This is a genomic window from bacterium, assembly GCA_035530055.1.
Taxonomy (GTDB): domain Bacteria; phylum UBA6262; class WVXT01; order WVXT01; family WVXT01; genus WVXT01.
The window spans coordinates 43,792-63,725 of record DATKVN010000010.1; the positions used below are offsets into that span (position 1 = coordinate 43,792).

Annotated in this window: 24 protein-coding genes, 1 tRNA gene and 1 other RNA gene; 1 reads left to right on the top strand and 25 read right to left on the bottom strand. The window is 40.6% G+C overall.

Translation table 11 applies throughout. The features are described from left to right. Positions 1-53: 53 nt before the first annotated feature. The 6 genes from VMW39_01345 to VMW39_01370 all read right to left on the bottom strand — a co-directional run bounded on the left by VMW39_01345 (position 54) and on the right by VMW39_01370 (position 4,886). Positions 54-1,049: an ABC transporter ATP-binding protein gene (locus VMW39_01345; protein HUW22665.1), complete on the bottom strand. Its 996-nt coding sequence runs from the start codon at positions 1,047-1,049 to the stop codon at positions 54-56. 102 nt (positions 1,050-1,151) lie between these two features. Continuing rightward, positions 1,152-1,988 carry an oligopeptide ABC transporter permease gene (opp4C, locus tag VMW39_01350; protein ID HUW22666.1) on the bottom strand — a complete coding sequence of 279 codons (837 nt, stop codon included), beginning with the start codon at positions 1,986-1,988 and terminating at the stop codon, positions 1,152-1,154. 26 nt (positions 1,989-2,014) lie between these two features. Continuing rightward, complete coding sequence (locus VMW39_01355; GenBank protein ID HUW22667.1) at positions 2,015-2,986, bottom strand: ABC transporter permease; 972 nt, start codon at positions 2,984-2,986, stop codon at positions 2,015-2,017. Between the two features lie 11 nt (positions 2,987-2,997). After that, positions 2,998-3,498 carry a DUF456 domain-containing protein gene (locus VMW39_01360; GenBank protein ID HUW22668.1) on the bottom strand — a complete coding sequence of 167 codons (501 nt, stop codon included), beginning with the start codon at positions 3,496-3,498 and terminating at the stop codon, positions 2,998-3,000. 22 nt (positions 3,499-3,520) lie between these two features. Beyond that, positions 3,521-4,309, bottom strand: a complete 789-nt coding sequence (locus VMW39_01365; protein HUW22669.1) for an SAM-dependent chlorinase/fluorinase — start codon at positions 4,307-4,309, stop codon at positions 3,521-3,523. A 52-nt stretch (positions 4,310-4,361) separates the two neighbouring features. Beyond that, positions 4,362-4,886 (bottom strand): NTPase, encoded by a 525-nt coding sequence (locus tag VMW39_01370; protein HUW22670.1) that lies wholly within the window; start codon positions 4,884-4,886, stop codon positions 4,362-4,364. Positions 4,887-5,054: 168 nt separating this feature from the next. Here VMW39_01370 and VMW39_01375 point away from each other — a divergent pair, with 168 nt between their 5' ends. After that, on the top strand, positions 5,055-5,849 hold the full coding sequence (locus VMW39_01375; GenBank protein ID HUW22671.1) for a ribonuclease Z: 795 nt from the start codon (positions 5,055-5,057) through the stop codon (positions 5,847-5,849). Here VMW39_01375 and VMW39_01380 read toward each other — a convergent pair. The 19 genes from VMW39_01380 to VMW39_01470 all read right to left on the bottom strand — a co-directional run bounded on the left by VMW39_01380 (position 5,797) and on the right by VMW39_01470 (position 19,880). Next, positions 5,797-6,528 carry a sugar phosphate nucleotidyltransferase gene (locus VMW39_01380; GenBank protein ID HUW22672.1) on the bottom strand — a complete coding sequence of 244 codons (732 nt, stop codon included), beginning with the start codon at positions 6,526-6,528 and terminating at the stop codon, positions 5,797-5,799. The two genes, VMW39_01375 and VMW39_01380, sit on opposite strands and share 53 nt — an antisense overlap. 79 nt (positions 6,529-6,607) lie before the next feature. Continuing rightward, entirely contained in the window at positions 6,608-7,366 is a 759-nt protein-coding gene (gene sppA / locus VMW39_01385; GenBank protein ID HUW22673.1) for a signal peptide peptidase SppA, read from the bottom strand. Between the two features lies 1 nt (position 7,367). Then, positions 7,368-7,613 (bottom strand): hypothetical protein, encoded by a 246-nt coding sequence (locus tag VMW39_01390; GenBank protein HUW22674.1) that lies wholly within the window; start codon positions 7,611-7,613, stop codon positions 7,368-7,370. A 1-nt stretch (position 7,614) separates the two neighbouring features. Next, positions 7,615-8,268, bottom strand: coding sequence for an ATPase (locus VMW39_01395; GenBank protein HUW22675.1), 654 nt, complete (start codon positions 8,266-8,268; stop codon positions 7,615-7,617). Between the two features lie 80 nt (positions 8,269-8,348). Continuing rightward, a complete protein-coding gene (locus VMW39_01400) occupies positions 8,349-9,077 on the bottom strand; it encodes a hypothetical protein (GenBank protein HUW22676.1) in 729 nt (242 codons plus the stop codon). After that, on the bottom strand, positions 9,031-9,711 hold the full coding sequence (locus VMW39_01405) for a queuosine precursor transporter (protein ID HUW22677.1): 681 nt from the start codon (positions 9,709-9,711) through the stop codon (positions 9,031-9,033). Before VMW39_01405 ends, VMW39_01400 begins: the two co-directional genes overlap by 47 nt. Before the next feature lie 374 nt (positions 9,712-10,085). Then, positions 10,086-10,391: a MazG nucleotide pyrophosphohydrolase domain-containing protein gene (locus VMW39_01410; protein ID HUW22678.1), complete on the bottom strand. Its 306-nt coding sequence runs from the start codon at positions 10,389-10,391 to the stop codon at positions 10,086-10,088. A 133-nt stretch (positions 10,392-10,524) separates the two neighbouring features. Next, entirely contained in the window at positions 10,525-11,730 is a 1,206-nt protein-coding gene (locus tag VMW39_01415) for a putative DNA modification/repair radical SAM protein (GenBank protein HUW22679.1), read from the bottom strand. A gap of 250 nt (positions 11,731-11,980) precedes the next feature. Continuing rightward, positions 11,981-12,481, bottom strand: coding sequence for a ribonuclease H-like domain-containing protein (locus tag VMW39_01420; GenBank protein ID HUW22680.1), 501 nt, complete (start codon positions 12,479-12,481; stop codon positions 11,981-11,983). Next, positions 12,466-13,473 (bottom strand): hypothetical protein, encoded by a 1,008-nt coding sequence (locus tag VMW39_01425; GenBank protein HUW22681.1) that lies wholly within the window; start codon positions 13,471-13,473, stop codon positions 12,466-12,468. The genes VMW39_01420 and VMW39_01425 overlap by 16 nt, the downstream gene beginning before the upstream one ends. Before the next feature lie 15 nt (positions 13,474-13,488). Continuing rightward, entirely contained in the window at positions 13,489-13,980 is a 492-nt protein-coding gene (locus tag VMW39_01430) for a nitroreductase family protein (protein ID HUW22682.1), read from the bottom strand. A 201-nt stretch (positions 13,981-14,181) separates the two neighbouring features. Beyond that, positions 14,182-14,471: RNase P RNA component class A (rnpB, locus tag VMW39_01435), an RNA gene on the bottom strand. A gap of 128 nt (positions 14,472-14,599) precedes the next feature. Next, a complete protein-coding gene (locus VMW39_01440) occupies positions 14,600-15,169 on the bottom strand; it encodes a ribonuclease HI family protein (GenBank protein ID HUW22683.1) in 570 nt (189 codons plus the stop codon). Continuing rightward, entirely contained in the window at positions 15,166-15,876 is a 711-nt protein-coding gene (locus VMW39_01445; GenBank protein ID HUW22684.1) for a C4-type zinc ribbon domain-containing protein, read from the bottom strand. Before VMW39_01445 ends, VMW39_01440 begins: the two co-directional genes overlap by 4 nt. Before the next feature lie 87 nt (positions 15,877-15,963). After that, positions 15,964-16,674, bottom strand: coding sequence for a SagB/ThcOx family dehydrogenase (locus VMW39_01450; GenBank protein HUW22685.1), 711 nt, complete (start codon positions 16,672-16,674; stop codon positions 15,964-15,966). A 327-nt stretch (positions 16,675-17,001) separates the two neighbouring features. Next, positions 17,002-17,073 (bottom strand) — tRNA-Val (locus VMW39_01455). A gap of 214 nt (positions 17,074-17,287) precedes the next feature. Next, positions 17,288-17,851 carry a DUF4416 family protein gene (locus VMW39_01460; GenBank protein ID HUW22686.1) on the bottom strand — a complete coding sequence of 188 codons (564 nt, stop codon included), beginning with the start codon at positions 17,849-17,851 and terminating at the stop codon, positions 17,288-17,290. Between the two features lie 58 nt (positions 17,852-17,909). Continuing rightward, positions 17,910-19,175, bottom strand: coding sequence for a pitrilysin family protein (locus VMW39_01465; GenBank protein HUW22687.1), 1,266 nt, complete (start codon positions 19,173-19,175; stop codon positions 17,910-17,912). A 15-nt stretch (positions 19,176-19,190) separates the two neighbouring features. Then, on the bottom strand, positions 19,191-19,880 hold the full coding sequence (locus VMW39_01470; GenBank protein ID HUW22688.1) for a rhomboid family intramembrane serine protease: 690 nt from the start codon (positions 19,878-19,880) through the stop codon (positions 19,191-19,193). Positions 19,881-19,934 lie beyond the last annotated feature (54 nt).

The following is a 19,934-nucleotide window of genomic DNA, read 5'->3' on the forward strand; positions in this document are numbered from 1 at the left end:
CGGGACCGGGAAAACCGCCCGCTAAGCTGGTCGGGCACCGTTTACGGTGCCGTCTAATAGACGGCACGAATACACCTTACCCAGTGATTTTTGACTATCTCCCTGAGTCTTGGCTCCTCGGGTTTACAGTCCTCAATAACTTTTGGACATCTGGGATTAAATTTGCACCCTGAAGGTAAATTACTGGGGTCAGGGACTTGTCCGGGGATTGCTTTGAGTCTTCTCTTCTTACCCTGGGAAGAACTTGGCAGTTCTTCTCTTGAAGGAAGAGACTCTAAAAGCCCTTTAGTGTAAGGATGTAGAGGATTATGAAAAATTTCAGAAGTTGACGCTTCCTCAACTATGATTCCTGCATACATAACTGAGACCCTTTGACAGGTCTGGGCAACTATGCCAAAATCGTGAGTGATCAAGACTACCGAAAGTCCCAGTTTCTTTTGTAGTTCAGTTAGAAGGTTTAGTATCTCTTTTTGAATAGTGACATCGAGCGCTGTGGTTGGTTCATCAGCAATTAAAATTTCTGGATTGGAAGAGAGAGCTATGGCAATCATTACTCTCTGTTGCATTCCTCCACTTAGCTGATGCGGATAGGACAACATCGTATCTTTTGGCTTGGGTAGCTTAACCAGCTCAAGGAGTTCGATTATCTCTTTTTCCATTTGATGAGTAGACAAGTTCTCTTTCTTGTGAAGAATGAGAGATTCAGCAATCTGCTTACTTATTTTGAATACGGGATTAAGAGAAGTAAAGGGGTCTTGAAAAATGATAGAGATTCTATCTCCTCTTATCTGGAGTAATTTCTCGTCGGATAACCTCAGGAGGTCTTCTCCCTTAAAAAGGATTTCGCCCGAGATAACCCTACCCTCCTTTTCCGGAATTAATTTCAGTATGGACAGAGCAAGCGTGCTCTTTCCGCAGCCAGATTCACCAACTATACTTAAGACTTCGTTCCTTTTCAGAGTGAGCGAAGTATCTCTCAGTGCCTGGATAACTTTTCCTCCTTTATAAAACTCAACGGAAAGATTTTTGACTTCTAAAATTTTTTCCATTGCTATTTTTTCCTATTCAGACATCCTTCTGTTTAAGGGTCAAACTTTCGTTTGACACTCCAAAGGACTAAATAATTTTGGAGTGTAAAGCGAAATCTTTACCTATTCTGCCATCATTCTGGGGTCGAAGACATCGCGCAATCCTTCGCCAAGGAGGTTATAAGCCAGAACGGTGATAAGAATTGCCAGGCCGGGGTAGAGAGAAAGCCACCACGCCACAGTAATATAATCTTTGCCTGCAGTTAAAATATTACCCCAACTGGGAGTTGGCGGCTGGACGCCCAGACCAAGAAAGGACAAAGCCGATTCAGTCAAAATTGCTCCGCCAATCCCTAGTGTGGCTGTAACCAGAATGGGGGCCATTACATTGGGCAATAGATGAACAAACATCACTCTTATGTTTGACAAACCTAATACCTTGGCTGCCTGAACGAACTCTCTCTCCCTTATTGAAAGACATTCACCTCTGACGAGTCTGGTTAAACCAGGCCATCCTGTCAACCCGATAACTACCATTACAGTCCAGATATTAGGCTCAAGGAAGGCGATTACCATCAAGATTAAAAAGAATGTGGGAAAGCAGAGCATTATGTCTACAAATCTCATAATTACAGCATCGAGCCAGCCTCCAAAGTATCCAGAGAGAAGCCCGAGAATACTTCCGATTATAATGGCAATTCCTATTGCTACAAATCCCACAAGAAGTGAAATTCGAGTCCCGTAGATTACTCTGGAGAGAAGGTCTCTTCCCAGATCATCGGTTCCTAAAGGATGTTTAGTAGAAGGTGGCTCTAACCTGTGAAGAATATCCTGCTGGTGAGGACTGAAAGGGGCAATGAGAGGAGCAATAACTGCTACCAGTGCTAAGGAGAAAATAATGAGAGCTCCCAACATAGCCAACTTATTCCTTCTAAATCTTTTCCAGAAAATCTTCCACATCTATTTTCCTTTTCAGAGACCTCTTTTTATCGATATCTAATGCGGGGGTCGATAAAAGCATAAGTTATATCGGCGATTAGATTGCCCAATAGAGTGAGAAGAGCAGCAATAACTCCCACACCCATAATTACCGGATAGTCTCTGGCCATAATCGCCTGATAACCGAGGCGTCCCATTCCCGGCCAGGCGAAAATGGTTTCAAAAATAAATCCGCCTCCAATTAAAGCGGGAAGTGATAGTCCTAAAAGAGTAACAATGGGAATTAGAGCATTACGTAGGGCATGTCTATATATCACTTTCTTCTCGGACAATCCTTTGGCGCGGGCGGTGCGGATATAATCCTGGCGGAGTACCTCTAGCATAGATGTTCTCGAATATCTGGATAAATATGCCAGTCCGCCAAAAGCAGAAACAAAAACAGGTAAGATTAAATGTTTAATAATGTCCCAAAGCTTTCCCCAGAAAGAAAAATAAGGGAAATTAACGGAATGCATGCCTGAAATGGGAAGCCATCCCAGAACAACGCCAAAAAGTACCATTAGAAGCAAGGCGAGCCAGAAAGCAGGCACGGAGAAACCCAAGAAAACAAATACTGTCATCCCCTTGTCAAAAAATGAATCTTGTCTCACTGCAGAGATAACCCCTATGGGCAGGGCAATAAAAAAGATGAGAAGTAAGGAAAGGACGTTTAATAATAAAGTTGCCGGAAGCCTCTCCAAAATTTTTATAATCACCAGGCGTCCGTCTTTAAAAGACTTTCCAAAATCGAAGCGCACTAACCGACTTAGCCAGAGCCAATACTGGACGTGGAGCGGTTTATCCAACCCGTATAAGGAGTGGAGACGGGCTTTAGCCTCAGCACTAACCTTGGGGCTGAGTCCAGTCAGCATATCGGCAGGTCCTCCGGGAGAGAGATGAACGACTACAAAAGTAATGATTGTAATTCCCAGGAGGAGCGGAATCATGAACAATAGTCTGCGAACAATATACTCAAGCATAGTTTCTTCCCTTAAAAAACTTTCGTTAAAATAAGGACAGCCATTATAATAGTGATGAATACTTTTACTGAAATTGCCGCCACTCTTCCCAGAAAAGCACCCAGTCCAGCAGTAATAGCTCTTTTGGAACCCTCTTTCTTGAACAGTTCAAAAAGGAAAGCTCCCACAAATGCACCTACTAATCCGCCCACCAAGGGACCGAGAATAGGCAGGAAAGAACTACCTATAAAAATACCGACAATGCCTCCTAAAAAAGCACCTATCAAACCCAATCTTGAGGCGCCATAATGCTTTGCCCCAAAGATATTGGAAAAGAATTCGAAAATTTCACCCACAACTGCCAATCCCAGGAGGAGAAGTAAGAACCAGACTGTTATTGTTTGAAAACGGGTAATTAATCCATAAACCAGGGCGTCAGCAACAATAATGAAGGTTCCCGGCAGTCCGAAAAAGGGTGAGATAATCCCTAAAAGGAGAACGGCTATAAAAGCGATTATTCCCACAATTTCCATTTTAACTACCTCCCCAATATGATTAAGTGGTTCTTTTCTCTATGTAAATTTTACTGCCTTTATTTAAATTCAAACGCTGTGAGGCATCATCTCCATAAAGCGAAATCTCCAAATTATCGAAACTGCCAAATATGGCAATGGGTAGACCTTTTTTCTCTTCTTGATAGGAAGAACTAATTTTTGATATCTTTGCTTTCCCTATGACTATTTGGAACTTATTGCCCTCAATGAATCGGAGAAAAGCATCCTGGTTAATATTGGTAATCAAGTTTCCAAAATGGTCGACATACATAACCTCACCCATTAGACGATTGTTTTTTATTTGAGGCTCAGAAAATTTTAGTTTTTTTATCTTTTTTATCGCCGTGCCAAATTTCTCTATTTTTTTTCCTCTGGAAAGATGTGCTGCTACCGGAGCAAAGATATCCCGGCCATGAAAAGTGCGAGACACTGGTTTCAGAAAATATTCTTCATTGGTTATCTGGATAATTCTTTTTATATCTCTTTCTGTGAGAAAAGATAGAACTCCGTTATCGGGTGCTACAAAGATATACTTTTCTGTTTCCACTATTACAGATTTCCGCTCACTTCCCACTCCCGGGTCGACCACTATGAGGAAGACCGTGCCTTCAGGGAAATATGGGTAGGAGCTTTTCAAAAGGAATGCTGCATCGTGGATATTGTGGGATTCTATTTCGTGGCAGAGGTCAACAATTTTTGCCTGGGGATTAATACGATATATTACTCCCTTCATAATTCCTACGAAATTATCATTTAATCCAAAATCTGTTAATAAACCAATAACTCTCATCTTTTAGTATTTGGTAGCTCCGATTCATCGGAGCGTCAAGGAGTAGCAGACTTTAGTCTGCGTCCAAGAATTCCTTTTTCAACTCTTCTGGCAATATCTTTCGATTTTCTAAAGTTACCTCAATGAGTTCTACGTCTTCTCTTTTTCTAATGGCATCAATAAACTTATTGTGTCTTTCCTGGAGTGTGCCGATTACTCTTTTGGAGCTATCGAGTGCTTTAATTACTGCTTCCTGAAATTTAGGAGAATAGAGTTCCATCCTTCCAATCTCGTCGATGAGGATAATCTTTTTCTTATCATCATTTACAGCAAGAGAAATGCTCCTCCCGGCAATATTCTCTAAATCTTCAATATTAACTCCGTATTTCCCTACTCGATAAGGGCTGTTTAAAGCTTTATAAGCTAAGATTCCCTTTTTACCCCTGAGAGTAATAATCCTGAATCCTTTCCTCTCCCCTTGCTGGCGAATCTCCTCAGTATAGAATCCTCCCACTTCTTTCAACCCGCTAATCAATTTCATAATAACTGTGGTCTTTCCCACACCGGGTCTACCGGTGAAGAGAATGTTCTTCTTCATTTTTTTCCAGATTATGCTGGCTAAACCTGTAACAGCGGTTTATTATTCGGTAGCCGCAACCTTTAGGTTGCGTGGAATATGCGCAGGCTAAAGCCTGCGACTACCTAAGAGGATACAAAATTGTTGACAATTGAAAATATTTTCTATATCATATCCCCGTGATATAAAATGGCAAAAATAATATTTTTAGGTACTGCTGGGGCAGTAGCCTCAGCCCAAAGAGATAATACTTCCTTGCTTTTTATGGATGATTCCGGAGAGAAATTTCTTATAGACTGTCCCGGAAGTCCTGTAACAAAACTTGCTAAACTGGGTTTCGATTATCGCGAAATTTCTAACCTCATATTAACCCATACTCATGTTGACCATATCTATGGAGTACCTTCTCTCTTACATTCCCAGTACAGGTTAGGAAATAAAATAAATATCTTTGCTACCCAGGAATGCCTCCTTCTTATCAGAGGACTTATCTCTTTTCACCGGCTTGAAGACCCTGAGAAGTTTCCTGAAGTTTCTTTCCAGACCATACCAACTGATAAGAATAATTTTCTCTTTTTCCAAAAGGAAAATACCCTCATCTCCTCTTTTCCAGTAAAGCATACTCCTGATTCTATAGGACTCAAAATTTATCTTAAAGATCTCCCACTCACCTGTGTCTACTCAGGAGATACAGCATTTAGCCGCACAATTGTTGAGGAAGCAAAAGATGCCGATTATCTCATACACGACTGCGCCTGTCCATCACGCTTTGCCAAAGAGCTTGAAGAAATGCACACCTCAGCCCTGGCTTTAGGAGAAATTGCCGAGGAAGCTCAAGTTAAGACCCTCGTTCCTATCCATTTTTTTACTGAAATCGAATTTAAAATGGAAGAAATAGAAAACGAGATAAAAAATAATTTTTCAGGAAACCTTATAATTCCTTCTGACTTCGATTCTTTAGAATTAAAGCCTCAGCTTTCTTGATATCTTCAAGAGAGTTCACATTGACCCGCCAGGTATCAATCTTTTGGTAACGTACTTCAAATTTTTTATCTATTAAATACTGTAAGGCATCTCCAATGTAGTATTCTCCCATTGCTGACGGTTTGATATGTGGGATGGCTTTAAAGATATCGGGCTCAATAATTAATAGCCCACTTATTCCATAATCAGAAATTTTGTCCTTTGGCTTCTCCACTATCTTTTTAATCAGATCTCCTTCCCAAACTACCTGACCTGTTGTTTCAGGACTCTCTTCTCTATTGATAAGGAGAGTTGCCAGGGGACGAAATTTTAGATGAGACTCGATGAGTTTTGTGAAGTCGTAAAAGGAAACAAGGTCACAATAAGCCAACAAGAAGTTGTCTTCACCGACAAATCCTTGAGCTTTTGCCAGTGCATCTCCCGTGCCTAATGGTTTCTCCTGTTCTATGTAGGTAAGCTGCGTGTCCCATTGTCCCCCGTCGCCCAGTCTTTCAGAAACGGTTCCCTGCTCGCCAGGCGAGACAACAATACCTACTTGGCCAATTCCTGCCCTCCCAAAACCTCTAAGGCTGTACTCAATCATCGGTCTTCCTGCTACAGGGATTAAGGCTTTAGGAAGCGAATTGGTCAGTGGCCGAAGTCTTTTACCAATACCAGCAGCCAGAATTAAACCTTTCATGCCTTCTCGTTCATTATAGAAACCTCCCTTTCGGGAGGACTCCGAAAAAAGGGGCCTGACCCCTTTTTTACCCCTTTTTTTATCCAAACATTCTCCTCAAAAAACCTAAAGGTCTCCTCATCTTTTTGGCGTAATCTACAATCTTGTATACTTCAATTCCTGTCTTTTTCATAATAAGTTCTATTGCTTTAGTCTTTCCCCCCAGAAAATCTATTAAACCAAGCTTTTTTGCCTCTTCCCCTAAGTAAATCTTTCCAGTGGATATTTCTTTTACTACTTCCTCGCTTAGTTTTCTGTTCTTGGTGACTTCTTCTATGAAATTTTTGTAAATGGTATTGAGTTCTTCTTTTAGCAACTCTTTCTCTTTCGGGGTCGACTTCTTATAAGGTATGCCAAATGTCTTGTAGACACCTGAGGCCATTGTCTCCACGTCTATCCCGAACTTTTTCATCAGCTCAGAGAAGTCGGGTCGAATGGACGCCACACCAATACTCCCCAGGGTACTTAAGCGGTCAGCTACAATACTGTCGCAAGATGAGGCAATCCAGTAGCCACCAGAAGCAGCATATTCTTTTATCCAGGCTACCGTGGGCTTTCCCAGGCTTTTGATACATTCTGCAATCTCTTTACAGGGGAAAGGTCTTCCGCCGGGAGAATTTATTTCCAGAATCAAACCTTTAATCCGGCGATTCTTCTTTACACTTTCAATTAATGGAATTAGTCCGGCTGAGGATACTGTTCTGGTCATAGCCAAGAAAGGGAAAGACGAAGGAGGGCCTTCCTCAGAAATAACCATCCCCTTAATTGGAATAATTGCAATCTTTCCTTTTTTAGCCATCTTATTCTCCTTGTGACAAACAGTCACTCACTTTGTCCTCTCTCCCCTTAGGGTCAGGGTGAGGGGGTTCCTTCGATATATCCTTTCCTACTTTAAATTTTTTGACTTCCTCTTCGGGGATAGGAGAAACCGCCCATGTTCTGGGGTTGCGAGAAAAGAATTGGATTGTCCTGGCTCTTCTCTTGCGTGCCAGTTCAGGCACCTTAGAGAATCCTTCACCGATCCAGATGTGAAATCCAAAACGCATACTATCTGACTCCACTATCCCCAATCTCTCTTAATCCTTCTAAAAGAACAAACCTTCCCAAAGGTTTAACCTTGCACTGAAAACTTTTGATAAATAAATTGTTGTTATATAATCCTCCACTTAAATAGAAAAATTCAGGTTCATCTATGAATTTATAGACGTTCTCTGCTATTCCTTTGACAAAGCTTGCCAGAATATCGTTTATCTCATACCCTTCTGAAATCTTATCGAAAATTTTAGCCATACCTAAAACTCCACAAGTCACTCCCAGGGACTGAGAAGTTTTCTCTATCTCTGATGTCTTTACATTAAAATGGTTCTCCAGAAGCTCAATAGAAAATCCTAAAGTTGCTCCACAGAGAGCGTTCCAATCCATCTCCTCATATTTACTACTTTTCATTTTTACATATTTGATGTCCCTACTTCCCACATCCACCACCAGAAAATTCCCGTTTCCAATCAATCTCCTGCTACCCTTTTCCAGAGCAACCAATTCATTGACCACTCTATCTGCTTTCAATTTCGCGTTATGCCCGCAGGCTATATCGAATCTTATGTCACTCTTAAGCAAGTCGAGAGTCTTCATAACTCTATACTCATCTTTTTCTGTGTTTAATATCTTGGTATAACTGGTTCCCACATCGCCTAAAAGCATATCGCCTCACTCCATCCAGCGGGTCGCATAAATGCCACCCCCACAAAAAATGTACCTGTCACCTTTTTTATGCACCGCCTTTAAAAATGGTCGCTGTCCCTATTTAAGTAGAGATAAGCTTCGATTTTGCTTTTTACGGAATTATCGAGAACATCGTCAACTTCAACATAAAGTCCATTATGCTTTTTTGCCAGATATTTCGCCAAGGAGTTCTTGCTGCAGAAAGCCTGTGCATAGAATACCGTAGGCAGGTCCTCCCTTATCATGATTTCCAACTCCAGGTCTGCGGGAACTCTTGCTTCCATACACCTTGCCCAGCCGAAAACATGGGTCTCTTTAGGAAATAGGTCAAGTATGCTGAAATCATTGGGAGGGACTCCCCAGAAACCATAATTTGGCTTTACATACTTCAACTTTGACTTATCAACATCTTTAACCACACTGTCCACTATCAAATCAAACTTCTTTCTCAATTCCAGGTCGCTTTCGCATACTGTCTGGGGATGTCTACGAGTAGCATTATTTTGAGTGGTAACTATAGGCACATTAAGCTCACGCTTAAGAATTTCACTGACGAACCTACCATTGTCACACTTGCTATAGCCATTATCGAAAATGATGAGGTCTAATTTTATAGTCAAAGCATTGGCGATAATGCTTTTAATTGTAGCACAGTATATCTTTGGTAAGTAGGATTCAGCTTTGGTGTTATCAGTAAAATCGAAAAGAGTGTCCAGGTCTATGAAATCGTTTCCTCTATATTTATCTAAAACTTCCTGTGGGGGAACTCCCACTATGCCTATCTTCATCTTTTTTTCCCCTTCTTATTAACCAGACGCCAAAATATACAATCGGTGTATCTAATAACGCAATTAGTAGTTTGATAATATATTGTCCTTTAATTAATGTAAAAACTGGCATTACACCATAAAAAGCAATGGTAATAAAGACAACTGTATCGATGAACTGTGAGACAAACGTTGAAGCATTATTTCTCAGCCAGAGATGCTTTCCTTTGGTAACCTTGCGCCAGAAATGGAATGCCCAGATGTCGTGGTACTGGCTTACCAGATAAGCAATAAAACTAGCGATAATAATCCGCGAGGTGCCACCCAGAATCTTGGTGAAGGCCTCTTCTCCAGTCCAGAAAGAAGCTTTGGGAAAGATGAGAGTAAGTCTAATCAGTGCCAGGACGACCAGTAGAGTGATGAACCCACTAAAGACCACATATTTCCCTTTTTTTTTACCCCAAACTTCGCAAATTATATCAGTAATGGGGAAAGTTATGGAGTAGGCAAAAACTCCTCCCGGGACTATAAGACCAGCTATATTGACAATCTTGCTCGCCAGAACCCCGGCAATGACCAGGCCACCGACAAAAATGGCTATCAGAAGAATATAAATCTTCTCTTCTCGCTGAATAGCCCTTTCAGTTTTTCCCATTCGTTTCTCCTATCGTCGATATAGGATAGAATAGCAAAAGAACTAAAATTTGTCAATTAAAACTGTCTACTTGACTATTTATACTAATTTTGAGGGTCTTAAGTGGAGGGAGCTTGATTTTCTGGGAAGCTGTGCAGGCTTTAGTTTTTGGAGTCCTCCCGAAAGGGAGGAAAGCAAAAAGTTGTAGCTCGAGAGCGACAACTCTGCATTGTAGGGGCGGCACTCCGTGGCCGCCCAAATGAAGGGACGGCACAGAATCCGTCCCCTACAGAGAGGCAAAGCTTACGCTTTGCTGCTACATTTTTGAATAACCCTTGCTTTCGCAAGGACTCCATAGGTTGTGAAATGTTCCGATGGATCGGAGCTACTCCATATTAAAATTGGAAGCTGGGGGTGTCGTAGGTGCACTGGCAGGGGATTTTTTTGCACTTGGGACAGCCTTCTTTATACTTTTCGATTTCCTTTTCTACATTCACATCTAAAAGGTTGGCTAAACTTAAAAACCAGGCAAAAACATCTCCTACTTCTTCCTTAAAATCACTCTTTTTGCCTTCACGAATTAGCTTGGCTAACTCCCCTACTTCTTCAATAAACCAGACAAAAGTCCTGGCAAGTCCTCTCTTCTTGTCTCTGGAATAGTAGAGTTTGTGCATTAGATTCTGAAATTCTCTTATTTCCAATTGAACCTCCTTTTACCCCCTCGCCCCTGGCCGTGGCTCGTGCCACCCTGGCCGTTAAGGCCCAGAATGGACAGGCGCACAGGCAGGCCTAACTCTCTCCCCCAAGGGGGATAGGGAACTTTTTTCCCATTTGTCAAATCTCTTCCCAAAGGAAGAGTTGTTTGTCTATTTCTGGTTCGAGTTCCTTCTTTGCAGGATAAAATTTTCCATTTAGAGTTATAAATTTTCGTGCTCGTTTAACAACCGTGCCCAACTTTTTCAACTGTTCCAGTTCCTTCAATTTAGTGTTTTTCCTTATATCCAGAATTTTCCTAGCTGATATTCTACCAATTCCAGGAACTCTGATCAGTTCTTCGAACGAAGCTTTATTTATTTCTACCGGAAACCTGTCTGTATTACTTAAAGCCCATACTAACTTGGGGTCTTTATCCAGATAGAGATCCCCTTTCTCATCAAAAATCAATTCCTCTGGAGTGAAATTATATTTCCGTAAGAGAAAATCGGCCTGATAAAGACGGAATTCTCTCAAAGGAGGACAAGGACGCAAGTTCTCCAAAGGAGTATCTTCTACCGGAGTGAAAGCACTGTAATAGACTCTACGAAGGTTATGGCCTCTATAAAGATTGTGACTCAGAGAAAGGATTTCCTTATCCCCCTCCTTTGCCGCTCCTACTACGAGCTGAGTGGTCACTCCTCCTTTCAAGGGATGTTTCCCATGAAAAGAGGCAATCTTCTTCAACCCATCGAGCAGTTCTCGATGGAAATTCTTATCCGCAGATAGTTCAGAAAGGCATTTCTGGTTTGGTGCTTCTAAGTTCATAGAGAGCCTATCTGCTAATCTTCCTGTGGCTTCGATGAGGCCAGTATCTACACCAGGCAGAATTTTACAGTGTATATATCCCTGGTAATTATACCGTTGCCTTAAAATCTTTAGAGTCCCCAGCATCTTTTCTTGACTGGCATTAGGAGAAACATTTATTGCTGAAGAAAGAAAAAGCCCTTTAACCCACCTTTTCTTATAGTATTCCAGGAAAAGAGAAGCAAGCTCTTGAGGTGTGAATTCTATTCGAGGACAATCTCTGTCTTTCCTATTTACGCAGTAGAAGCAGTTGTTCTCGCAAAAATTAGTTTGCAGAACTTTAAACAGATTTATACATTCACCTTTTTGTCCTGCCGCAGGATAGATGAGACTGGAACGGGCAATGTGTTTCTTAGGGAAAATAGCCAGGGGGAAACCAGTTACATCGAAGCCAGCCAGTTCTCCCAATAAGTTTGCTTTATGATGTAAATTCTGTTTTTTCATACTCAAATTACGGGCATAAAGCCCCTGGGCGACCATAAAGGTCGCCCCTACGCGACCAAAACATTATCCGTAGTGTAGCCCTTTATGGGCGTAATCTCTACGGGGACAAGCCCCTACACTACTTACATTGACGCACCGTTACGGACATAAAGACCTGCATTGCCAATGAAGCAGAGCTTCGCTCTGCTGCTACATTCGTTTACCAGAATGAGCGCCTATACTCCTTTACTTTTTCTTCTTTTTTGGCTTCTTCTTCTCTCTCTTGGCCGGTACTTTCCCTGGCATACTAATCACCACCCCTTTTTCCAAGTTTTTCCATTAAGATAGGAAGATTAACAATGTCTTCTTTATTATACTCCAGTAACACTTGTAAGGCCTTTTTGTTATTTTCTTTTTCGTATTGGTACCATAGTTCCATAGCTACCCAGCCATCTACCTCTTTCAGGCGTCTTTTAATTCCTAGTATTTGTTCGACTTTTTTTAAACCACCATAAAGATTTCTTTCCCAGCAGTCGTACATCAAGTCGTAGGTTGCGAAAAAATCATCCAAATCTACACTCAGCTTCTCCTTTATGACCGGGAGATCAAACCTGCTCCCATTGTAAGTGTAAATGGCAGTTGTCCCCACAAGGCTCTTAAGCAAGTTTGGCTTGGTAATTTCTTTTCCCACTAACTGAATTAGCGTGCCATCCCCGCGATATATTCCCAGAACAGTTATTTCTCCTTCAAATGAGGTCTCAATGTCCAGAAAAGCTTTCATAATTCGTCTTTCTACCGGAGCAAACATTCTTGTGGAATTCTCTCCATAGTTGCTATTTCGGCAGCCCTTTTCAGGAAGCCATCAAATCTCCTGCCTTGCCTGTATCCTCCACACCAATCTAAGGAACTATCAAACTTTTGAAAGAATTCGTTTATCCGTCTAATAAATATTTCTCTGATGTATTTGCCAAAAATTGAGGAAAGGGAGATGGGAAAGATGAACTTATCACCGGACTTGATAAAACAGAGCTTCAATTTTTTCTTTTTATGGAAGACTGTAAAAATATCTATTCCCTCTTTTGTAGGAAAAGGTTGAATTTCAAATCTCTCTCCCAAGCAACTCAAAATTTTCTTCTTTCCCCAGCCATCTATCTTCCCTGAAAAAAAGGAAATTTCTTCTTCTGGGTAGTTTTCCAGAAATAGATTAATAAAATCACCTATTGTTTGAACCTCGAGCCAGTACTTATCCAGATTTTTCTCTCCCGTCTTATTAAGAATGGAAGGACAAAATATTCCACTTTTCCAAAAAATGAATTCAATTCTCTTTTTTCTTAACGTCTCTTTCAATTTTTCTGAGATATTTTCTATAAATTGAGTTTCTGCTTTCCAGGCGGGGAGATTGTAGGGAGCACCGATTCCACAGAGGGAGCTTTTCCAATTTACAGGACAATCACTAAGAAGACCCTGTCCATTGAGAACTATTTTGGAGAAAAAATCGTTATCGAAATCTTGGGGCAATTTTCTATTCAAAAGAGAATAGAAAGCAAGTACTGTAGCCTCTGCTAATTTATATGTTTTCTGGTTATTGCTCTTGAAAAGTTCTTTACTATCACAGACAATGAGGCTCTTCTTATCACTTTTATCTTTTGAAACTACCTTTTTAAGCTCATTCCAGAAAAAATCTTTATTGAAGTCATAACCTCTTTCTATTCTAAAGGCAGTAGCGGTTACCACCAGAGGTCCCAACATTCTCTGGTTCCGAAAACCTAATCCATTCTCATCAATTCCTACAATGAGCATTTTTGAATCTCAAACTCAATATTTTTCCCAGTGGAGGACGTCTTTCAGTTTTCTCTTGGCCGGCTTCGGTTCCTCTTTACTATAACCCAGGGGAATGAGAGTGATTAGTTTAAAATTTTGAGGTGCTCCGAGCAGTTGGCGGACCTTCTCTGCATATAGTTTCTTGTCTCCAGCTACCCAGCAGGCTCCTAATCCATGTGCGTGAGCAGCTAAGAGTATGTTCTCTGTTGCTGCACAACCATCTTCTAAGTAGTATTTCGTCTGGCGAGAAAAAATGACAATGCAGACAGGAGCCTCCACAATAAACCTGCCGTAATCGGTCATTTCTGCTATTTTCTTCCTGATTTCCTCCTTGGTAACCACAATGAACTCTACAGGTTGTATGTTCACTGCACTGGGAGCAAGTCGACCACAATCGATGATATCTTTAATTACTTTTTTGGGGACAGGCGTAGGCAAAAATTTTCTTTTACTTCTTCTGGTCTTCAACGCTTCAATTGCTTTCATAGTTATTTTCCTTATCAAACAAAATTTTTGGTATTTCCTTGTTTTTTATCTTATATCTTTTTGGAAAAAAAGTCAATATTCCCAAATAATAACTGGTAGTCAGGGACTTCATCTTTTGGAGTCCTCCCGAAAGGGAGGAAAGACCCCCTATTTCATCGGGGGAACCCAGAAGTTGCGGTTACTAAATAATAAAATAGAAAGGCTTGAAATGAACCTGTAAGCCGAATCCTGTATTCCGACTACAAATCGGAACGATGGTTATTTATCTAAGCGACCAACCCATAGAGTAGTAACGAGACGGGCCGTCTCTCCTCTGCTATTCGGTCTTGCTCCGAGTGGGGTTTAGCCTTTTCACTACAGCATTACCTGTACCTGGTTTCTGTGCCACTTTCCGTAGGATCGCTCCCCTTCCGTTTACACGGAACACCCTGCCCTGTGGAGTTCGGACTTTCCTCTCCGATAAATATCGGAGCAACCATCCGGTTCACTTCAAACCTATATATACGCAGGCTAAAGCCTGCGGCTACCATTTATTATTGGGTAGTCGCAACCTTTAGGTTGCGTTATGTACGCAGACTAAAGTCTGCTACTCCTAAGACGCTCCGATGAATCGGAGCTACTACTTTTTTATTGCTATACTGGCAAGTTGGTCGGCTACCTTATTCTTATTTCTACCTATCAGGCAATAAGTCACTTTTTCAAACTTGCCTTCGAGGTTTTTTGCTTGTTGGAATAGTCTCCGTAGGTCTTTGTTGTTTATTCGAAACCTTCCGTCCATCTGATTAATCAACAATTGGGAATCGCTGAATACGTTAACACTTTGCGCTAATAGCTTTTTACTCTCTTTCAATCCCTGAATTAAAGCCTTGTATTCAGCTACATTGTTAGTTGCTAAACCGATATATTTATTTACCTCTTTAATTTTCTTCTTTTTCTCATCATAAATAACTACCCCGATCCCGGAAGGGCCGGGATTGGGCTCTGCAGATCCATCGACATATACCTTGAGATTTCTGTATCTTTTAACTCCGGGGAAAGATTTTACCATAGAAGCTGCAACGGAGATAGCTTTCCATATTTCTTTATCGGTGAGCCCAGGAAGTCTCTTCTTTGCTGAGCGAAAAGACTTCTCCTGGGCAAGAGTGTTCAATATCCTGTAGGTCTCTTCCCTTAACTCAGATTCCTTCACTTTTCTTCCTTCAGATATAGTATCCTCAAACAATTTCTACAAGCTACTAGGTCTTCCCCTTTCAAAACATCATTTATAACCTGAGGTGGTAAGACTATGCTACACCCTCCACAAAATCCATTAGTTAACGGAACAACTGCCACTCCATCCTTCTTTTCCCTTATTCTCTGATACCTTTTAAATATTTCCGATTCGATGTTAGCTATTTTCTGTTTCTGTTCCGATTGAACTTCCTGTAGATTCTGCTTTAAGCGTTGCAATCTGTCTTCTAATTCCTTTTGTTGTTTAGTAACTTCTTCTTTCTTCTTAGCCAGCTCTTCTTTTTTTATCTTCTCTTCGGTAAGTAAAGCATCCTCTTGCTCCATCACTGCAAGAACTGTATTTTCAATATCATTTTTTAACTTCTTACCTTCCTCAATTTCTTTCAGTAATGCAGTATAGGCTTCGTTTGTCTTTATTGAAAAGAGTTCGCTCTGATGTTTTTTAAGTTCTTCCTCTTTGGTCTTGAGTTCGAGTTCTTTACTTTTCCTACCTACTTGTAGTTCAGCCATCTTCTTTTTCGACTCGTTAAACGATGCCTGGCTTTCTTCAAACTCTCTTTTCAATCTGTCAATTTCTTGGGGGATCTGGTCGATTTCACTTCGAATGCGGTCAAGAAGTAAATCGACTTCCTGCAACTCGATTAATCTCTCTAATTGTTCATTCACGTCCGCTCCCCAAAAAAAATCTAACTTACTTATACTAAATTTTTAGGGGAAAGTCAACTTGAAAGTTCCTCTAAAAGTTATCCGATTTCACCTGGAGTGACCTATGGGCATTATAAATAAGGGTTCTATGTCTTTTTCGAACTCAAGAGTTGTCTTTACGAATTTTTTGTCTACAGAAGCTACAAAGCAGGTTCCTAATTTTAATGCCGCGCACTGCAAGTAAACGTTTTCTCCAATGGCTCCTGCTTCTGCGCTGACGAAAGAAATTTTCCTGGTCATAGAAAACTCAGACAATTTCGAGAAATCCGCAACAAACATCAAAATAACAGGAGCGGTCTTCACGTATTCCTGTGTGCCTATACCTTTCCGTATATCTCTATTACTAATGGATAAGAGAGAATGGTTTTCGGGAATATAGAGGAAAGTGCCTTTGCTTGTAGCAACATAAACTGAGACCGAATAGCGAGCCGTTGCTGAAGGAGAAGTAAGCTTTCCATTAGGACGATTAACTCCTCTTGCTGCCCATAGGATTTGTCCGATCTCTTTTTCCTTTAATTCCTTACTGGAAAAACCCTCCTTGCTCGACCGACGAAGATTCAGTGCTTTTTCAAGACTAACTTTACTTTTTTTCTTGGGGGCTGGTAATTTCCACTCTTCTTGCGTGGACTTTGATACTTCTTCAGCAAAACCACACGACATTATAGACCACCCAACCCCGATAGCAAAGCTTAACACCATAATTTTCCAGAAATTCTTTTTCAATTTAGTCCTCCTTTCCAATAAAGTTGCATCTGCCATAAAATTATTTTCCCCGCACCCCTGACCGTGGCTCGTGCCAGGCACGGGCAGGTCCTGGCTGTGGCAGGCTTAACCCTCTCCCCAGAGAGGAAAGGGAGTTTTTTCTCCGTTTATTAAGAAGTAACTGCACAAAGAAAAGAGCGACTCTGGAGGGAGTCGCTCCTTTCTTTTAAAAATCTTTTAAGATGTAATTCTTTTTTAACACGATTTTTTCTTTTTCTTCTTGCCCTTTTTTTTCTTCTTGGCCTTCTTTTTCTTCTTAGCTGCCATCGATTTCACCTCCCCCCTTTAAAAAAAACTAGGAATTTAAAATTCCAATCGTTAACCTGGGCAATGCTGGGGTTGAACCAGCGACTTCTGCCTTGTGAAAGCAGCGCTCTCCCGCTGAGCTAATTGCCCTTAAAAAGAATTTTCAAAATTTTCCAACGCAGACCAAGGTCTGCTACTCCACAGTCTTTTGGAGTAGCGAAACTTGTTTCGCGTTAATAACAAGGTCTGCTACTCCACAGTCTTTTGGAGTAGCGAAACTTGTTTCGCGTTAATAACGCAGAGCAATCTCTGCTTATTCCTTTTAAAATAATTATAATGCGATAATGAAATTTTGTCAAGAAGTTTAAAATTTTTTATCTACTTTTTTGGAAATAATATTGCGCCTTTGACTAATGTAAAGTTTCCTAATCTGATTAAACGTTTCAATGTACTCCCGGGTTTTATAGTCGGGAAAAGTCCAGGGTCGGAACTTAAAAGTTCCCTGGCTGAAATATAAAGTTATCTCTGCATAGATCATCTCTCTTAAATAAATTCTGTTTGGTGAATCTTTAGTGTTGGCTAAGACCAGCTTTGTACAATCGAGATAACCCGGGTCAAGATTAATAAGACGGCTTGGTTCATCTTTGGAAAGCGAAAACTTTTCTTCCAGACTGTTGGTAAATAATTTAATCTCTACTAACCCCCTTGGTTCAATTAACTCGCAAAAACTTAAAAATCGTCTCTTTAAATTTTTGCCTATCTCTTCTTCGTAGTAATCGGTCTTGTCAAAGTTGAATACATTGCTTTTCAAATCTACCGGCCCAAATTTCTCAACTAAAATTTGTGTTAGCTGGTCGAAAAGGTCTACATTCGGAGATATCATACCCATTATTAACTTTACTGGTAGAGGTTTTTTTATTTTACGCATTGTTTGTCCTTTCACCATAGAATTATATACATAAATGGACTATTCATCAAGTGAAAAATTAAAATTTCAATAATTTTACAAATTTTTCTTTATCTGTAAAAGGACCAACTACTGCCAGATTAAGGTGCTCCTTAACGAAAATCTTTTTGGCTACTCTGTTTATGTCGTCTGAAGTAACTTTTTCAATTTCTTTCATCTGTTTTTCCGGCAGTTTAATCTCTCCTAAAAGAAGTTCTTGATGGCCCAGAAAACTTGCTACCCCTGGAGAAAGCTCCAGTTCCAGAGCCAGTCTGCCTTTCAAGTATTCTTTAGCTTTTCCCAATTCTTCTTTTCCAACAATTTCTTGACACATTCTTTTAAACTCTTCCAAAATGGTCGTAATGGCAATTTCTGTTTTGTTTATCTCCACTCCCGCATTGACACGCAGGTTCCCCCCATCCAGATAAGATTCCCTTAAAGAATCAACTGAATAAACTATACCTTCTTCTTCTCGAAGCCTAACGAAGAGCCGGGAACTTACCATTCCTCCCAGAATCGTATTTAAAACCCTGAGCACATAATAGTCGGGATGTTTATAAGCAAAAGTCCTTACTCCCAGACATAGATAAGCCTGGTCAGTCTTTCTATATTGAAGAGTTGTAGCAGGAGCGGTCTGTTTTTCTTCTAAAGGCAGGTAAGAAGGTTTTTTTCTGTTTTTCCATCTTCTTAAATACTTCTTAACCAAAGCCGAAGTCTTTCCAGACTGGACATCACCAGCAATGGAAATTACAGTATTATTGGAAGAAAAATTATTCTTCCTATAAACCAATAATTTTTCCCGATCGATATTTTTAACTACCTCTTTCTTTCCGATTACTTCCCAGCCCAGGGGCTGGTTGCCGTAGAGTAGAGATTCATAAATATTTACAACCTGAATATCTGGTTTATCCTGATGCATATTAATCTCTTCCAAAATCACGCCTTTTTCCTTTTCAATCTCTTCTCTTTCAAATTTGGAATTAAGTAACATATCTGAAAGAACATCGAGAGCGAGCTCCAGGTGAGGACTGGCTAAGTGAATGAAAAAGCCAGTGCTCTCTTCGCTGGTATAAGCGTTTAGTTCTCCTCCTACTCTATCAATAGTTTCGGAAATGGTTTTGGCGCTTGGACGCTTGCTCGTTCCCCTAAAGAACATATGCTCCAAAAAATGGGTAATGCCGTTCAGTTGCCGAGATTCATAGCGAGACCCTGTTCCAATTAAAATCAAAACAGTGACTGCTCGCGTCCCTTTCATTGGAGCTGTTATGACTTTCAAACCGTTATCTATTAGATATTTTTTATACATAGCAAAAAATTCTATTTACTTTCTTTTGGGATGTTTTTTGCCTTTTAAGAGTAGAATAAAAAATATTCCACTTAAAAATCCGCCAATATGTGCCCACCAGGCAATTCCTCCTGCCTGGGCAGTCCCTGGACCCAGGGTTAACACTCCAATGAAAAACTGCATTAAAAACCAAATTCCTAAAAATATGAAAGCAGGTAGCTTAATTATCTGGAAAAAGAAAAAGATTGGCACAAGAGTGATGACCCGGGATTTAGGATAGAGGATAAAGTATGCACCCAAAATCCCAGCAATAGCCCCACTGGCACCAATCGAGGGCACAGAAGAAGTGGGATTGGCAAAGATATGAGCTAAGCTTGCCCCCAATCCGCAAAGGAGATAGAAAATCAGGAACTTAAAATGTCCCAATCTATCCTCTACATTATCAGCAAAAATCCAGAGATACAACATATTGCCCAGAAGATGAACCCATCCTCCATGTAGGAAAAGGGAAGTGAATATTGGAAAGTAACTCCTAAGGAGTCCTTGAGATACATAGAGGCGAGAATCAAAAAAGCGCGCGGGCACCACACCAGCAAATTTCACAAGTTCTGGCAATTGTCGACCGAGGCTAAGCTCATAAAAAAAAACAGAAATGTTTGCCACAATTAGAAATATGGTGCTAATGGGATACCTTTCTGATGGTATGGTGTCTTTAAGTGGAATCATTTTTGTTCTATATTTATTTTTTGTAGCAGCAAAGCGTAAGCTTTGCTCCCCTGT

What these genes read in the sequence shown, in the direction of transcription:
- VMW39_01345 (HUW22665.1), bottom strand. Translation starts at nt 1,049, where the DNA reads ATGGAAAAAATTTTAGAAGTCAAAAATCTTTCCGTTGAGTTTTATAAA.
- opp4C (HUW22666.1), bottom strand. Translation starts at nt 1,988, where the DNA reads ATGTGGAAGATTTTCTGGAAAAGATTTAGAAGGAATAAGTTGGCTATG.
- VMW39_01355 (HUW22667.1), bottom strand. Translation starts at nt 2,986, where the DNA reads ATGCTTGAGTATATTGTTCGCAGACTATTGTTCATGATTCCGCTCCTC.
- VMW39_01360 (HUW22668.1), bottom strand. Translation starts at nt 3,498, where the DNA reads ATGGAAATTGTGGGAATAATCGCTTTTATAGCCGTTCTCCTTTTAGGG.
- VMW39_01365 (HUW22669.1), bottom strand. Translation starts at nt 4,309, where the DNA reads ATGAGAGTTATTGGTTTATTAACAGATTTTGGATTAAATGATAATTTC.
- VMW39_01370 (HUW22670.1), bottom strand. Translation starts at nt 4,886, where the DNA reads ATGAAGAAGAACATTCTCTTCACCGGTAGACCCGGTGTGGGAAAGACC.
- VMW39_01375 (HUW22671.1), top strand. Translation starts at nt 5,055, where the DNA reads ATGGCAAAAATAATATTTTTAGGTACTGCTGGGGCAGTAGCCTCAGCC.
- VMW39_01380 (HUW22672.1), bottom strand. Translation starts at nt 6,528, where the DNA reads ATGAAAGGTTTAATTCTGGCTGCTGGTATTGGTAAAAGACTTCGGCCA.
- sppA (HUW22673.1), bottom strand. Translation starts at nt 7,366, where the DNA reads ATGGCTAAAAAAGGAAAGATTGCAATTATTCCAATTAAGGGGATGGTT.
- VMW39_01390 (HUW22674.1), bottom strand. Translation starts at nt 7,613, where the DNA reads ATGCGTTTTGGATTTCACATCTGGATCGGTGAAGGATTCTCTAAGGTG.
- VMW39_01395 (HUW22675.1), bottom strand. Translation starts at nt 8,268, where the DNA reads ATGCTTTTAGGCGATGTGGGAACCAGTTATACCAAGATATTAAACACA.
- VMW39_01400 (HUW22676.1), bottom strand. Translation starts at nt 9,077, where the DNA reads ATGAAGATAGGCATAGTGGGAGTTCCCCCACAGGAAGTTTTAGATAAA.
- VMW39_01405 (HUW22677.1), bottom strand. Translation starts at nt 9,711, where the DNA reads ATGGGAAAAACTGAAAGGGCTATTCAGCGAGAAGAGAAGATTTATATT.
- VMW39_01415 (HUW22679.1), bottom strand. Translation starts at nt 11,730, where the DNA reads ATGGTCGCCCAGGGGCTTTATGCCCGTAATTTGAGTATGAAAAAACAG.
- VMW39_01420 (HUW22680.1), bottom strand. Translation starts at nt 12,481, where the DNA reads ATGTTTGCTCCGGTAGAAAGACGAATTATGAAAGCTTTTCTGGACATT.
- VMW39_01425 (HUW22681.1), bottom strand. Translation starts at nt 13,473, where the DNA reads ATGCTCATTGTAGGAATTGATGAGAATGGATTAGGTTTTCGGAACCAG.
- VMW39_01430 (HUW22682.1), bottom strand. Translation starts at nt 13,980, where the DNA reads ATGAAAGCAATTGAAGCGTTGAAGACCAGAAGAAGTAAAAGAAAATTT.
- VMW39_01450 (HUW22685.1), bottom strand. Translation starts at nt 16,674, where the DNA reads ATGGCAGATGCAACTTTATTGGAAAGGAGGACTAAATTGAAAAAGAAT.
- VMW39_01460 (HUW22686.1), bottom strand. Translation starts at nt 17,851, where the DNA reads ATGCGTAAAATAAAAAAACCTCTACCAGTAAAGTTAATAATGGGTATG.
- VMW39_01465 (HUW22687.1), bottom strand. Translation starts at nt 19,175, where the DNA reads ATGTATAAAAAATATCTAATAGATAACGGTTTGAAAGTCATAACAGCT.
- VMW39_01470 (HUW22688.1), bottom strand. Translation starts at nt 19,880, where the DNA reads ATGATTCCACTTAAAGACACCATACCATCAGAAAGGTATCCCATTAGC.